Source organism: Candidatus Pantoea carbekii (assembly GCF_000971765.1).
Classification (GTDB): Bacteria; Pseudomonadota; Gammaproteobacteria; order Enterobacterales; family Enterobacteriaceae; genus Pantoea_A; species Pantoea_A carbekii.
Map to the genome: position 1 here is coordinate 30,718 of NZ_CP010907.1, position 15,355 is coordinate 46,072.

Consider the following 15,355-nt stretch of genomic DNA (forward strand, 5'->3'; position numbering starts at 1 on the left):
TTAAAACGTCCAGATACGTATTACACACAGTATTGGTTTATATTTCGTTACTAATCATCTAGATAAAAGTACATATTATCTTACAAAATCAATTAAGAACATTATTTATATTTTTCATAACGAGGTTGTATTACAAGCATATCTATTAATTCATATAAGGAAAAGCATCCTTAGATGATATTTAATTCATAAAGCAACATTATAAACTGATCAGAGATATTAGTTAATAAATTAGTATGATATTTTTTTAAAATACATATTCACTAAAATTCGTAATGAACTTTCATAGATATATAAATATATTTTATCTAATTGAACGATTCATAAGCGACCTTAATATTGTCACTTATGACATTAATAAGATTAATTTTTAAATCATTCTTATAATTTTAGGCTATAATAGGACTTAAAGTATATCATGTAGAATAAAAATATTACCAGATTTCTGAATATATTATATAGTAACGCTATGGTAAAGCTTAAATAGGTTATAAAAATTTGTATTATAGAAAAAGAATTAAGCTGGTTATCATTTAATGAACGTTTTTTACAGGAAGCAGCGGATAAAAGTAATCCTTTAATTGAAAGAGTTCGCTTTCTTGGAATTTATTCCAAAAACTTAGAAGAATTCTACAAGGTACGTTTTGTTGATCTTAAAAGACGCATCTTAACCGAAGAAGAACAGCGCCTATCTCCTACGCTTCACTATTTGTTAAGAAAAATTCAGCAGCAAGTACAAAAGTCTGACCAACTATTTGATAGAGTCTACAATGATCTTTTAATGGAAATGGAATCTAATCAAATTTTTTTAATTAATGAACGTCAATTATCATGTAATCAAAAAGAATGGCTGCGGTATTTTTTTAAAAATCATTTACGTCAACACATTATTCCCATTCTATTAAATCAACATACTAATTTAATACAATTTCTTAAAGATGATTATACTTAATTTAGCGATAGAAATTATTTATAAAGGTAATATTCGCTATGCCCTTTTAAAAATTCCTTCTGATAAAGTAACACGTTTTGTTCATTTACCATCACAATCATTTAACAAATCTAATTCAATGATATTACTTGATAATATTTTACGTTATTGCCTTGATGAAATTTTTAATGGTTTTTTTAATTATGATATATTGAATGCTTTTTCTATGAAAATGACTCGAGATTCTGAATATGATTTAGTTACAGAAATGATGGAATCAAGCTTACTGGAACTTATGTCTTCTAAATTAAAACAACGTCTTAAGGCAGAACCAGTAAGATTTGTCTATCAGAGCAACATGCCCAGTCCAATGATTAAACTGCTTTGTCATCAGCTATCAATTTCTAATTATAATTCAGTTGTTCCTGGAAGTCGTTATCATAATTTCAAAGATTTCATTAAATTTCCAAATATAGGAAAAAAATCTCGTCCATCTTCTATTGCCTTCTATTCGTCACCTTGGCTTTAATTCTTTTCGAAATGGATTTGATGCCATACGGGCACAAGACGTGCTAATTTATTACCCTTATTATACTTTTGAACACGTCTTAGAATTATTACGTCAAGCATCTTTTGATCCAAGCGTACTAGCAATAAAAATTAATATTTATCGTGTAGCAAAAAATTCTCGGATTATGGATGCAATGATACATGCTGCCTATAATGGTAAAAAAGTTACTGTAATTATAGGATTATAGGCACGTTTTGATGAACAAGCTAATATTTACTGGGCAAAACGATTAACAGAATCTGGAGTACATGTTATCTTTATCTGCACCTGGCCTAAAAATTCACGCTAAATTATTTTTGATTTGCCGTCAAGAAAATATGCGTGTAATACGTTATGCACACATTGGAACTGGTAACTTTAACGAAAAAACTGCACGTATTTATACTGATTACTCATTGCTAACAGCAGATGCTCGTATCACTAATGAAGTGCGTTACGTATTCAATTTTATTGAAAATCCATATCGTCCAGTAAGTTTTAAATATCTTATGGTATCACCACAGAATACCCGAGCTATGTTATATTAATTAATTAATACAGAAGCGGATAACGCATTACATGGTTTGCATGCAGAAATCATTTTGAAAATTAATCACTTGTTAGATAAAGAATTAATTGATCTTCTTTATAGTGCTTCAGCTTTAGCAGTTAAAATTAACCTTTTAGTTCGAGGCATGTGTTAACTAATACCTGGATTGCCGGGTATTAGTCAAAATATTTGTATTACTAGCATTATTGATCGCTATTTAGAACATGATCGTGTTTATATTTTTGAATATCAAGGTAATAAGAAAGTATTTCTTTCTTCTGCAGATTGGATGACACGTAATATGGATTACTGTATTGAAGTGGCCGTATCAATTCTTGATCTTCGTTTAAAAGAACGTATAATAAATGTTATTTCTATTTTATTAAATGATACTGTCAAGGCTCGTATTATAGATAAAGAGTTAAGTAATTAATATGTAGATTGTGGGAATCGTAAAAAAATAAGATCACAATTAGAAATCTACGATTATATTAAGCATATAGAAACAGTGAAAGAAAATTAGTATTTTAAATATCTCTCTTAATCTACTATGATATCTTCTGTAAGATGTCAATACATTGTTAAATGTATTCACAGAATTTAATAAATTTTTTAGGAAAAATCTTTACAGTGCTGCTACCTAGTAAGCTTATAGCAAGGATAGTGTATATATATAGCCATATTTAGTTAAGTATTATTTTGTAAAAAGATATTTGATTGTTGTTGTTTTAACAATAAATTTTATCTTAGTAATTTTAAAGATTATTCCCATTCAATTGTTGCAGGTGGTTTACTGGAAATATCGTATACTACGCGAGAAATACCATTTACTTCGTTAATAATACGATTTGAAACAAGTTCAAGAAAATCATAAGGTAAATGTGCCCATTTTGCTGTCATAAAATCGATTGTTTCAATAGCGCGTAATGAAACTACCCTATCATATTTACGAGTATCCCCCATAATACCAACTGAACGTATTGGCAGAAAAATAGCAAATGCTTGACTTACTTTATTGTATAAACCTGCCTTGCATAATTCTTCAATAAAGATCGCATCTGCAGCTCGTAATAAATCGCAATATTCTTTTTTTACTTCTCCTACTATGCGTACACCTAATCCTGGGCCTGGAAACGGATGACGATAAAGTATTTCGCAAGGTAAACCGAGCTCCAAACCAATTTTATGTACTTCATCTTTGAATAACTCTTTTAAAGGTTCAATTAAACCTAATTGCATTTTATTTGGTAATCCACCAACATTATGATGCGATTTGATCAAATGTGTTTTTGAAGTATCTTTACCAGCGGATTCAATAATATCTGGATAGATGGTTCCTTGTGCTAACCATTTTACATCACTTAATTTATTCGCTGTTTCATTAAATATTTCAATGAACTCACAACCAATAATTTTACGTTTAATTTCTGGATCAATTTTACCTGCTAATAATTTAAGGAAGCGATCTTGTGCCGATATATGTACAATGTTTAAATCAAAGCCATTACTAAAAATATTCATCACTTGCTGTGCTTCATTCAAGCGCAATAAACCATTATCTACAAAGACACAGATTAGACGCTTACCAATAGCACGATGTAATATTATAGCTGCTACAGAAGAATCTACACCACCAGAAAGACCTAGAATTACTTTATCATTTCCAACTATTTTACGAATATCTTTAATAGTGTTTTTTATAATATTATCTGATTTCCATTGTGTTTTACAACCACAGATATCGAATACAAAACGTTTTAATATACTTAATCCTTGAGGAGTATGCGTTACTTCAGGGTGAAATTGTACGCCATAAAAATTTTTCTCTTCATTAGCTATAATAGCAAAAGGACAATTTTGGGTACTAGCTACATTAAAAAAACCTGTAGGCATCACTGTCACTTTATCGCCATGACTCATCCATACTTGTAGAAACGATGTACCAGTGGTGTTTATAGTATCGTGAATATTGTCTACTAATATGCATTTATTAATTATTTTTAACTGGGTATGACCCAATTCACGTATTTCTGAACTTTCAACTTTACCTCCTAACTGTACTGCCATAATCTGCATACCATAGCAGATGCCTAATATTGGTAGCCCTAAACTAAATATATATTTCTGTACATCAATACCATTAAGATTAATAACGCTTTCTGGACTGCCAGAAAGAATAATGCCTTTGGGTTTGATTTGTTTAATTTGATTTTCACTGACATCCCACGTACATAGTTTACAATATACGTTCAGCTCACGTATACGGCGTGCTATTAGCTGGGTATATTGAGAACCAAAATCAAGAATTAGAATAGAATCTTCATAAATCTTTTTGATCGTCATAGAAAAATTTTCCGTAGGATGGACTGAAATAAATATTGTCTTTTAAGTTAAAAGTTTTATTTAAAAATATCAAGATCTTACACGATAGTTTGAAGGTTCTTTAATAATAGTTACATCATGTACATGGCTTTCATGCAAACCTGATACACTAACGTGTACAAATTCTGCTTTTGTACGTAATTCCTCAATAGTAGCACAACCTGTTAATCCCATACAGGATCTAAGACCGCCTATTTGTTGATGAACAATTTCTTTTAATTTTCCTTTGTACGCCACTCTTCCTTCGATTCCTTCAGGAACTAGTTTATTAGCAGCATTATCACTCTGAAAATAACGTTCAGAAGATCCTACGGACATGGCACCTAACGACCCCATGCCACGATATGATTTAAATGCACGACCTTGATAAAGCTCGATTTCACCAGGGCATTCTTCAGTACCAGCAAGCATAGAACCAACCATAACAGCAGTAGCTCCTGCTGCAATTGCTTTGGCAATATCACCAGAAAATCGGATGCCTCCATCAGCAATTACTGGAATATTGCTACCTTCTAGTGCTTCGACTACATCAGAAATAGCTGTTATTTGTGGAATACCCACACCAGTTACTACGCGAGTAGTACATATAGAACCTGGACCAATACCCACTTTTACTACATCGGCTCCTGCTTTTACTAATGCTAGTGCACCTGAACCAGTTGCTACATTACCGCCGATTATTTCTAAATCTGGATATTTTTTTCGAGTTTTACGAATGCAGTCTAAAACACTTTCTGAATGACCATGTGAGGAATCAATAAGTAATACATCAATACCTGCATCTACTAGCATATCAATACGTTTATCATGACTTGTGCTAATGCCTACTGCTGCTCCAACACAAAGACGACCTTGCATATCTTTACAAGCATACGGCTTACGTTCAGCTTTTTGAAAATCTTTAACAGTAATCATACCAAGAAGGTGAAATTTTTCATCTACGACTAGTGCTTTTTCAACACGCTTTTCATGCATTTTTTGCAGTATAACATTATATGTTTCATTTTCTTTGACAGTCACCAGACATTCTTTCGGTGTCATGAAGGCTGAAACAGCTTGTGTTAGATCAGTGACAAAGCGAACATCACGACCAGTAATAATTCCTACTAACTCTTTGTTTTTGTTAATGACTGGATAACCAGCAAAACCGTTACGTTCAGTTAATTCTTTTATTTCTTTTAGTGTTGTACTTGGCAATACTGTCTGCGGTTCAGTTACTATACCGCTTTCATATTTTTTTACTTTACGTACTTCATTCGCTTGTCTTTCCATTGGCATATTTTTATGAATAAAACCCATACCACCTTCTTGAGCAATAGCAATTGCTAAATTCGATTCGGTTACAGTATCCATAGCTGCAGAGAGAATCGGAATATTTAAGCGAATATGTCTTGTAAGTTGGGTGCTCAAATCAGCCATATTCGGCAAAATGGTAGAATAAGCAGGGATAAGTAGAACATCGTCAAACGTAAGTGCATTTTTATTAATTCGCAACATAGCAACATTTCAACCTGGCATAAATAAGAAATAGATAAAATATTGCTACAATATTATACAGGTTATAACTAATTGATTCCAGATTTTTTTTAAAAAATATAAAATTTTTGCATAAAAATATATGTAACTAAATAATTAATCTATTAATTTAATTGCTTCTCTCAATAAAATCTTTAATATAAATACAAAGTTTTACATAAAACATAGAATGAATTTAGAAAAATAAAACCTGTGTTAGTAATATACTAGCGCTATATTTTATTTTACGCTGAATTTGTTTTATTAAAATAAATTTAAAAGACAATAGTTATTTTAGGTATATTAAATAATATTGAAATTTATTACATATAAATAAGTTAACTAAATTGTTAAATTAAGTTTTAATCTATTTAAAATCAATCAATTAGTTATTAATGGGTATCTATAGATTTATTTTACATTAACGTTTATTACTTTTTAAGTAATCCATTAAACGTTTACGTTTGCGTTTTTGGGATGATGTTAGCAGATTGTGTTTGCCCTTATATGGATTAACACTTTCTTTAAATTGAACATGAATAGGTGTACCTGTTGTATTTAATGAATTACGGAAAAAATTTATTAGATAACGTTTGTACGAAAGTGTAAGATGTTTTAATCTGTTACCATGAATAATAATCATTGGTGGATTATGACCACCCATATGTGCATATTTAAGTTTTACGCACTGTCCATGTACTAAAGACGGTTGGTGATTATGTACAGCAGTATTCATAATCCGAGTCAAAACAGATGGACTAATATGCATAGTAGCATTCTTGTGCGCTTCGATAACTGATTTAAATATCTTTTTTACGCCATTTCCATGTAAAGCTGAAATAAAATGCACTCGTATGAAATCTATAAAACTCAAACGAAAGTTCATGTTTTTTTTAAATTCAAGTTGTTTTTCCTGTGATATTTTATCCCATTTATTAATACTAATGACTAGACAACGTCCACTATTTATAATAAAATTTACTAGAGAAAGATCTTGATCCGATATACCTATACATGCATCCACTACTAATACAACAACATTTGATTGCTCAATTGATTGCATTGTTTTGATCATTGAAAATTGTTCACTATCATCAACAATTCTACTACGTTTACGTACACCTGCTGTATCAATTAATATATATTTCTGCTTGTTATGCTCTAGAGGAATAAAAATACTGTCGCGTGTAGTGCCGGGCATATTACAAACCATGACGCGATCGTAGCCAAGAAATTGATTTATAAGTGTCGATTTGCCCGCATTTGGACGTCCTACAATTGCTAATTTGATTGGTTGATCAATTAAATGAAAAAAGTCTTTTTTCTCAATATGTTGAAAATTATCTTTTTTTTGTAACATTAATGAATTTTTATCGATTGTATTTTTTTCTTTATTTGTATGTTCTAAATTACCTGTACTCATGCAACTTAACATGATTTTTTCTAATAAAATGGTTATTCCTCTTCCATGTGAAGCAGTTATTGGATAAATTTCATGGAATCCCAGTGAATAAAAATCTAATATTGCTACATCTAAATTTAGACCATCAGTTTTGTTAACAACTAAAAAAGTTGATTTATTACATGAATGTAAATGACTTGCAATTTCGTAATCCGCAGCAACTACACCAGCACGCCCATCAACCATAAATAATACTATATCTGCTTCTTTAATGGCTAAGAGTGATTGTACTATCATGTTATCTTGAATATTTTTCTTAAATTTTAATCTGGCATGATCTTTAACATTGTCATGAATATAGTCAAGACCAGCAGTATCCATCACAATAAATTCAAATCCTTTTAACTCAACTCGACCGTATTGACGATCACGAGTTAATCCAGGAAAACTTCCTACTAGTGCATTGCGTGTACGTGTTAATTTATTAAAAAAAGTGGATTTACCTACATTATGACGTCCAATTAGTGCAACAATAGGTAGCATATAACTTGCCTTATTTTAAATGATGCATTACTATCTTGCTAGATTACTAAATCTTTTATAAAAAATTTAAATAGCTATTCTAAAATACTCAGTAGGTTTACAATAAAACTAATATTTTTGAAATCTAATAGCATAAACTGTACCGTTTTGTGATTGAATAAAAAGTTTATCACTGAGTACTATCGGTGCAGTTTGAAAACTAGTATTAAGAATGCACTGCTGTGCTATATATTGACCATTGCTTCTTTTTATCCAGTATAAACAACCTTGATTATCACAAACTACTAAATAACCATTAAATAATACTGGAGAAGTTAGTTTGTGATGAGGCAAATGATTTTGATTCCAAAGAGATAATCCATTATTGATATGTAATGCATTTATTTGATAATTATCATTAATGAGATAGATACACTGTTCGTCAATCAGAAGATTTCTAACACCATGCATTTCACGTTCCCAACGAATTTGTCCAGAATGTAAATCTAGAGCTACTAGCTTACCATTGCCAGCCAAAACGTAAACTATATCTTTTAATATCACAGGCGTTGTATCAATGTTACGTAGATACTCAATATCGCTACTACCGTCTAATAGCATTTGAGAAAGTTGCTGTTGCCAAATTAATTGACCTTGCTGTATACTAATAGCGCTAATTCTTCCTTTATCATTACTGACGATCACACCACCAAGAGCTGATGATGGTGCAGTTTCGCTACGGAATGATATAACTGCAGGCGTACCAATACTGACACTCCATTTAATTGCACCATTTTTCTGATCTAATGCTTGTACCATACCGTTACTAGTATGTAATAACACTAAATTATTGCTTACTATAGGACGAGAAAGCACTTCACCGGAAATGCTTTTTTGCCAAGCGATACTCCCATCTTTATTGTTTAATGCATATATTTGAGCACGTTCACTACCAATATAAATATAGTTGCCATTAGCAGTAATACCTCCAGATAGCAATGCCGAAACATGTTTTGAGAAAATACCAATTTTTTTAGAAAGATCGATTTTCCATTTTTCTTTACCGTTAGTAGCATATAGCGCTTTTACTATGCCAAAGCTATTTGCGGTATATACCATACCATCATAACAAGATAAATGTAAGTTAGAATACAAATTACTACTATCATTATTTACGGAAGTAGTCCATATGATTTTTGGGATACAGCGATTTTTTATTGTGTGTAACAAAACTATTTTCACTGTATCTTCTGGATTTTTGAAGAGTGAACAAGCGCTGCACAGAATAACTAACATCAGTCCTGGTAACCCTATTAGCAGGTACTTACATAATCGCATGTTGGCTCTCTTGAAAACTAAATTTGAATGATTTATTTTTGTATCTAGTTCGATAATTAGAAGAAATTTATTCTATATTTTTCTTTTAACTATATGATATATAATAATCATTACCTTTTATCGGCTTAATTTTAATGATATCATATAGATTATTAATACTCTTTAATTACGGCAATAATGCTTTTAACATTATAGAAATTTCACTTTGATTTAGCATTTGTTGATTTCCTGTACGCAAATTTTTAATTAATACTTTTCCTGTTTTTAGTTCGTTTTCACCTAACACTAATGCGATACTTGCACCCCATTTATTGGCTCTGGTAAATTGTTTTTTGAAACTCCCGCCACCAAAATTTGTCATAAATTTATATTTAGGATTAAGGTCTCGCAATTTTTCAGTTAATTTTATTGCAGCACATTGTGTTCCTTCTCCTAATGCAATAACATAAACATCTACAAAATTCTTTCTGATTTTATCCAAATTGGGATTAATTGTCTTTATTAGCAACATTAATCGTTCTAAACCCATACCTAACCCTACTGCTGGTGTTGGATGACCACCTAGTTTCTCAACTAAATCATCGTAACGTCCTCCACCACAGATAGTACCTTGCGCACCGAGCCCCTGTTTTGCAACCCATTCAAAAACAGTTCGATTATAATAATCTAGACCGCGTACTAAGCGTTCGTTCACACGATATTTGATACCAACATGGTCTAATAAAACACATAAATTAATAAAATGTTGGCGCGATGATTCGTCTAAGAAAACACTTAATGTTGATACATCTTTTAGCAATTTTTGAATTTCAGGATTTTTGCTATCTAACACACGAAGAGGATTAGTATGCATACGACGTTTGCAATCTTCGTCTAGCATATTAGAATGTTGTTTTAAAAAATCTACCAACTCTCTACGGTATCTAGCTCGCGTTTCTAGCGAACCAAGGGAGTTAATCTCTAACTCTACGTACTCAGAAATGCCTAATGCTTTCCAGCAGCGCGATGTTAACATAATTAATTCAGCATCTATGTCTGGACCTTCTAATCCGAAGATTTCCACACCTATTTGATAAAATTGACGGTATCGACCTTTTTGCGGACGTTCATAACGAAACATCGGACCAATATACCACAAGCGTTGTTCTTGATTAAAGAATAGACCATGCTCAATACCAGCACGTACGCAACATGCAGTGCCTTCTGGACGCAGTGTCAAACTTTGTCCATTTCGATCCTCAAAAGTATACATCTCTTTTTCTACTACATCATTCATTTCACCTATTGCACGTCTGAATAATGAAGTATATTCAAGAATAGGTAAACGGATCTCACTATAGCCATAATTACATAATACTTCTTTTATTATGCATTCAATGTGTTGCCAAATTAAAGTATCCTTAGGTAAGTAATCATTTATTCCACGAATTGCTTGAATATATTTAACCACGTTAAACATCTCTTTATACAATATACATTCACAATATAATATACTTGAATTATTTCGTTCATAAACTATGAAACTTTAAGCATGTAATAAAATCAATTAAGTAATGTATATCTTTTTCATTTATGTTCTTCTAATTGCTTGATTTTAAAATTCTAGTTTTATCTAACATTGCAACTTTAGCCCGAATGCGTGCTTCTAATTGATCAAGAATGTAATGATTGTCAAGACGATCATGTTGATGTACGCCATCTTCATAGAACGAACTGTGCTTATTTCCACCAGTTACTCCTAAAGTTGAAATTTTAGCTTCACCTGGGCCATTTACTACACAGCCTATAATAGATACATCTATTGGTGTAATAATATCTTCTAAACGTTTTTCTAATTCATTAACGGTACTAATAACGTCAAATTCTTGGCGTGAACAAGTTGGACAAGCAATAAAATTAATACCGCGTGAACGTATTCGTAAACATTTCAAAATATCGAAAGCAACTTTTATTTCTTCTATTGGATTAGCAGCTAACGAAACACGGAGTGTATCGCCAATTCCTTCAATGAGCAGTAAACTTAAACCAATTGATGACTTAACTGTACCTGAACGCGCACCACCGGCCTCAGTTATACCAATGTGCAATGGTTGATCAATAGCTTTTGCCAACAAACGATAAGCTTCAACAGCTAGAAATACATCAGACGCTTTAACACTTACTTTGAATTGATCAAAATTAAGACGATCTAAATAATCCACATGTCGCATTGCTGAATCGAATAAGTCCTGTGATGTTGGTTTATGCTTGTTATTTTTTTGTTTTTCTAAAGAACCGGAATTAATACCAATTCGAATTGGAATATTATAGTAGCGAGCACAATCAATTACTTGACGGATACGCTCTTTATTTCCAATATTACCTGGATTAATTCGCAAGCAATCCACTCCGTACTCAGCTACTTTTAGAGCTATGCGATAATCAAAATGAATATCTGCTACTAAAGGTATAGTAACTTGTTTTTTTATTAATTTAAATGCTTCCGCTGCATCCATACTAGGTATTGACACACGTACAATATCTGCACCAACACGTTGTAATTCATTGATTTGCATGACTGTTTCTTTTACATCTGTGGTTCTTGTATTTGTCATAGATTGAACGGCAATAGGAGCACATGCACCAATAGGTACTTTGCCAACATAAATTCGTGTAGATTGACGACGGCTTATAGGTACTTCATTATACATACTCTATCTCCACATTTCTCAATGTAGTTTACTAGACACTGTGATAATTAAAACTACTTATTTCATAGAGTATCTAAAAAAAACAGCTTTATAGTAGTGATGATCTTGATTTTTTTCTTTACTGTGCTTAGCAGATTAATTTTTAGATAATATAAAAGTTAGTCTAAATTTTTATTTTTCGATTATGTTTCATAAGCAATTAAATACATTTTTAGCAGAATGAAAAATTTTATTTTAATTATTATTGGTATAATATCTGATTTAAATTTTATATAGTGATAAATTACTTAAGATATTATAATAATGTACTATGATTTTTATTTCTTCTTATTGAAGACCTATAATCTTAATTATTAAGTTTAAAAATAGATGTGCACCAGATATTAATCAAATACACTTTCAGCGAATGGTCTATGTAGTAGTTTTATTAGTAATAGATTTGTTATATTTATTAGTTTTTGTTTTTAATAAATTGTATCATATTAGAATCATTCTTAAACTTGTCGTCGCTAGCAATTGAAATACTTACTTTACTATTATCCTTTGATAAAATATAATGATCAGTAAGGCTACCTTTACTACTTTCATTTTTGAAGATTGAAAAACGTTCTTTTTGCAAAGATTTATAATTTTTCCACCACCATGTCCCGTTTAAACTGATTAAAATCAATATTATAAGCCAAGTAAAAATTATCAAATTTAAATTGCGTTTTTTACGTTTTTTACCTAATGAAAAACTTTTCATTGGCACAATTGGAGTTCGTGTATGTTGTTTTAATGGCGTTATAGATAACAAATCATCTTCTGATACATGGACTAAGCGTGCATAAGAACAAATATAACCTCGTAGAAAAGTAAAAGATACATTATCCGGAGCTCTGTCTTCTTCAATAGCACGTACTGTAGAAAGTTTTAGACATAATCGCTCTGCGATGTTCTGCTGTGTTAGGCCCATGTTCTCACGAGCTAAACGTAAGCGTTCACCTGTAGAATATAGCGAGGCAGATTTCTCTTGGATGGCTTCATTGTTCATGAGCTAAATAATGATGCTCTGTATTGATGTTGTAAAATTTCGCTCTACTTAAGTTTATTTCTGTAGCTTTACATGTTATAGAATAAGCTTAATTGCATAGCAAAACGTATTTGTGACTATAATCCTCATGCCATTATAAAACATTAACACACTGAAATTACGTTAATTACTTTCATATTTTAAGCTAATTTTTTATAGTGTTCATCCTAACTCAGTATTTTATATTAAACAAATAAAATACTTAAGTAAATAATATATATTATAACAAATTCTTCAATCTATAGCAAAATTAAAATACTCAACTATTCTTATATCATGATTTTATTTTAATTACATATGATTGGCTAAGTTAAATATACTATATTTATTTAAAATAATTAATCGTTTTAATTAAAAATTTTCAATGTACTTGAATACGCTGAGTACGGTCAATAATATTACCAGTTAATTGACCACATGCAGCATTAATATCCTGACCACGTGTTTTGCGAATAAAAGTGATGAAGCCACTTTTTATTAAAATATTGTAAAATTCATCAATGCGACTCCTAGAACTACGTCGGTAAACTGATCCATGAAAAGCATTCCATGGAATTAGATTAATTTTACAAGGTATATTTTTGAGCAATTTAACCAGTTCATATGCATTATTACTACTATCGTTTACATGATCTAAAAGAACATACTCTATAGTAACATAACCTTGATTTGCATTTGATTTTTTTACGTATTTTTTTACTGAAGTTAGAAAACTGTTAATATTATATTTTTTATTAATAGGCATAATACTATTGCGTAGCTTATCATTCGGAGCATGAAGTGAAATTGCTAGGGCTACATCTATCTTATTCTTTAAAATGTCCAATGCTGGCACTATACCAGAAGTAGAAATAGTAATATGTCGTTTTGACAAACCAAAACCAAAATTGTCTAACATAATTTCTATAGCTGGGATTACATTATATAAGTTAAGTAAAGGTTCTCCCATCCCCATCATCACAATGTTGGTAATCAATTGCTGTGCATCTACTTGAGTAGAATTGATAATTTTTTTAGCTTGCCATACTTGTCCAATAATTTCTGAAACACGCAAATTACGATTAAATCCCTGCTGAGCTGTTGCACAAAACTTGCATGCTAATGCACATCCTACTTGTGAAGAAACACATAATGTAGCACGACGGCCTTCAGGGATATATACAGTTTCTATTAATTGATTATCTACCTGCATTGACCATTTCACAGTACCATCGTTAGAACAATGTGTTTGAATTACTTCTGGTGCACGTATCTCAGCAAGCTGGGTAAGTTTATTAGATAACGATTTATTAATATCTGTCATATACTTAAAGTTATTACAAAGATGATGGTAAATCCATTTCATTATTTGTTCAGCACGAAAGGGTTTTTCGCCTATCTTTATAAAAAAATCTTGCATTTTCTGACGATTAAAGTCAAGCAGGTTAACTCGTTTTAGTGTTTGAGAAGTAAGTGATGAATAATTACAAGGTGTTGTCACATTCTGCTCCGAAATAAACTTTTTTAAATTATTATTATATAGATAAATTAAGTTTAAGCCATTAGATATCGTAGATGATAAGCTTATTTGTAATACATTTTAACAAATCTTCAAATATTATAGATGATATATATATATTCAGAGTTAAAACGTGTAAACAAAGATCTAAAACTAATGTCTTATCAATTATGGCTGTTTTGTTTCGAAGTACCAAAATATATTTCATTTTTAGAAAAGAAATATGTAATTTCACGTATAGCTGATTCTATAGAATCAGATCCGTGAACAGCATTTTCAGTTACATTATCTGCATATTCAGCACGTAACGTACCAGCTAATGCTTGATTAGGATCAGTTGCACCTATTAAATCACGATGACGTTGAATAGCATGATTTCCTTCCAGTACAGAAACCACAATTGGACCAGATATCATGAATTTAACTAATTTATCAAAAAATATACAATCTTTATGTTCTGCATAAAATCCTTCAGCTTGTTGTTTTGTTAAATGAAGCATTTTAATAGCAATAATTTTGAAACCAGCATTTTCAAAACGGTTATAAATTGCACCAATTACATTTTTAGCAACGGCATTTGGTTTAATAATAGAAAGAGAGTGTTCTATTGTCATAATCATCTCTATGTAGAGTGTATTCGTTGTACTAATGAAAGGTTATTTAAGCACAACATAAAATATTAAATTGGATTGCTTAACATAAAAAGTAAATTACATAATGTATTACATTATGTAATTTTTACTAAATTTAACAATTGGAAAGCATAATGTAGTTCATATATTTGAATATTTTAATTTAGCATATTTAAAATAAACTAAGCTAACATATAGACTAAAATGCGAATTTGGAAATGTAATTGCATTGAATCATATATTTCTTTAGCGAAAGAGTGAACAGAAATTACA

The 15,355-nt window shown here is 30.8% G+C and carries 9 protein-coding genes and 1 pseudogene; 1 reads left to right on the forward strand and 9 read right to left on the reverse strand.

Annotation, left to right across the window (positions count from 1 at the left end; translation table 11 throughout):
- Window positions 1-490 precede the first annotated feature (490 nt).
- Window positions 491-2,554 (forward strand): annotated as a pseudogene (gene ppk1, locus BMSBPS_RS04350) (polyphosphate kinase 1).
- A gap of 239 nt (window positions 2,555-2,793) precedes the next feature.
- On the opposite strand, the gene guaA reads toward ppk1, so the two are convergent.
- The 9 genes from guaA to ndk form a co-directional block, all read right to left on the reverse strand.
- The gene (gene guaA, locus BMSBPS_RS00125; protein ID WP_022564390.1) at window positions 2,794-4,374 is read right to left on the reverse strand and encodes a glutamine-hydrolyzing GMP synthase; all 1,581 of its coding nucleotides are present in this window, start codon (window positions 4,372-4,374) and stop codon (window positions 2,794-2,796) included.
- A gap of 69 nt (window positions 4,375-4,443) precedes the next feature.
- The gene (guaB, locus tag BMSBPS_RS00130) at window positions 4,444-5,910 is read right to left on the reverse strand and encodes an IMP dehydrogenase (protein ID WP_022564391.1); all 1,467 of its coding nucleotides are present in this window, start codon (window positions 5,908-5,910) and stop codon (window positions 4,444-4,446) included.
- Window positions 5,911-6,349: 439 nt separating this feature from the next.
- On the reverse strand, window positions 6,350-7,873 hold the full coding sequence (der, locus tag BMSBPS_RS00135; RefSeq protein ID WP_046201046.1) for a ribosome biogenesis GTPase Der: 1,524 nt from the start codon (window positions 7,871-7,873) through the stop codon (window positions 6,350-6,352).
- A gap of 108 nt (window positions 7,874-7,981) precedes the next feature.
- Window positions 7,982-9,190, reverse strand: a complete 1,209-nt coding sequence (bamB, locus tag BMSBPS_RS00140) for an outer membrane protein assembly factor BamB (protein ID WP_046201047.1) — start codon at window positions 9,188-9,190, stop codon at window positions 7,982-7,984.
- A gap of 166 nt (window positions 9,191-9,356) precedes the next feature.
- Window positions 9,357-10,640 (reverse strand): histidine--tRNA ligase, encoded by a 1,284-nt coding sequence (gene hisS / locus BMSBPS_RS00145; protein ID WP_022564394.1) that lies wholly within the window; start codon window positions 10,638-10,640, stop codon window positions 9,357-9,359.
- A gap of 130 nt (window positions 10,641-10,770) precedes the next feature.
- The gene (ispG, locus tag BMSBPS_RS00150; RefSeq protein ID WP_022564395.1) at window positions 10,771-11,880 is read right to left on the reverse strand and encodes a flavodoxin-dependent (E)-4-hydroxy-3-methylbut-2-enyl-diphosphate synthase; all 1,110 of its coding nucleotides are present in this window, start codon (window positions 11,878-11,880) and stop codon (window positions 10,771-10,773) included.
- 451 nt (window positions 11,881-12,331) lie between these two features.
- Window positions 12,332-12,913: a cytoskeleton protein RodZ gene (rodZ, locus tag BMSBPS_RS00155; RefSeq protein ID WP_022564396.1), complete on the reverse strand. Its 582-nt coding sequence runs from the start codon at window positions 12,911-12,913 to the stop codon at window positions 12,332-12,334.
- A gap of 400 nt (window positions 12,914-13,313) precedes the next feature.
- On the reverse strand, window positions 13,314-14,447 hold the full coding sequence (gene rlmN / locus BMSBPS_RS00160; protein WP_044169986.1) for a 23S rRNA (adenine(2503)-C(2))-methyltransferase RlmN: 1,134 nt from the start codon (window positions 14,445-14,447) through the stop codon (window positions 13,314-13,316).
- Between the two features lie 167 nt (window positions 14,448-14,614).
- A complete protein-coding gene (ndk, locus tag BMSBPS_RS00165; RefSeq protein ID WP_022564398.1) occupies window positions 14,615-15,064 on the reverse strand; it encodes a nucleoside-diphosphate kinase in 450 nt (149 codons plus the stop codon).
- Window positions 15,065-15,355: the final 291 nt, after the last annotated feature.

Excerpts from the sequence above, each read along its gene's own strand:
- guaA (WP_022564390.1), bottom strand. The coding sequence starts at position 4,374 with ATGACGATCAAAAAGATTTATGAAGATTCTATTCTAATTCTTGATTTT.
- guaB (WP_022564391.1), bottom strand. The coding sequence starts at position 5,910 with ATGTTGCGAATTAATAAAAATGCACTTACGTTTGACGATGTTCTACTT.
- der (WP_046201046.1), bottom strand. The coding sequence starts at position 7,873 with ATGCTACCTATTGTTGCACTAATTGGACGTCATAATGTAGGTAAATCC.
- bamB (WP_046201047.1), bottom strand. The coding sequence starts at position 9,190 with ATGCGATTATGTAAGTACCTGCTAATAGGGTTACCAGGACTGATGTTA.
- ispG (WP_022564395.1), bottom strand. The coding sequence starts at position 11,880 with ATGTATAATGAAGTACCTATAAGCCGTCGTCAATCTACACGAATTTAT.
- rodZ (WP_022564396.1), bottom strand. The coding sequence starts at position 12,913 with ATGAACAATGAAGCCATCCAAGAGAAATCTGCCTCGCTATATTCTACA.
- ndk (WP_022564398.1), bottom strand. The coding sequence starts at position 15,064 with ATGACAATAGAACACTCTCTTTCTATTATTAAACCAAATGCCGTTGCT.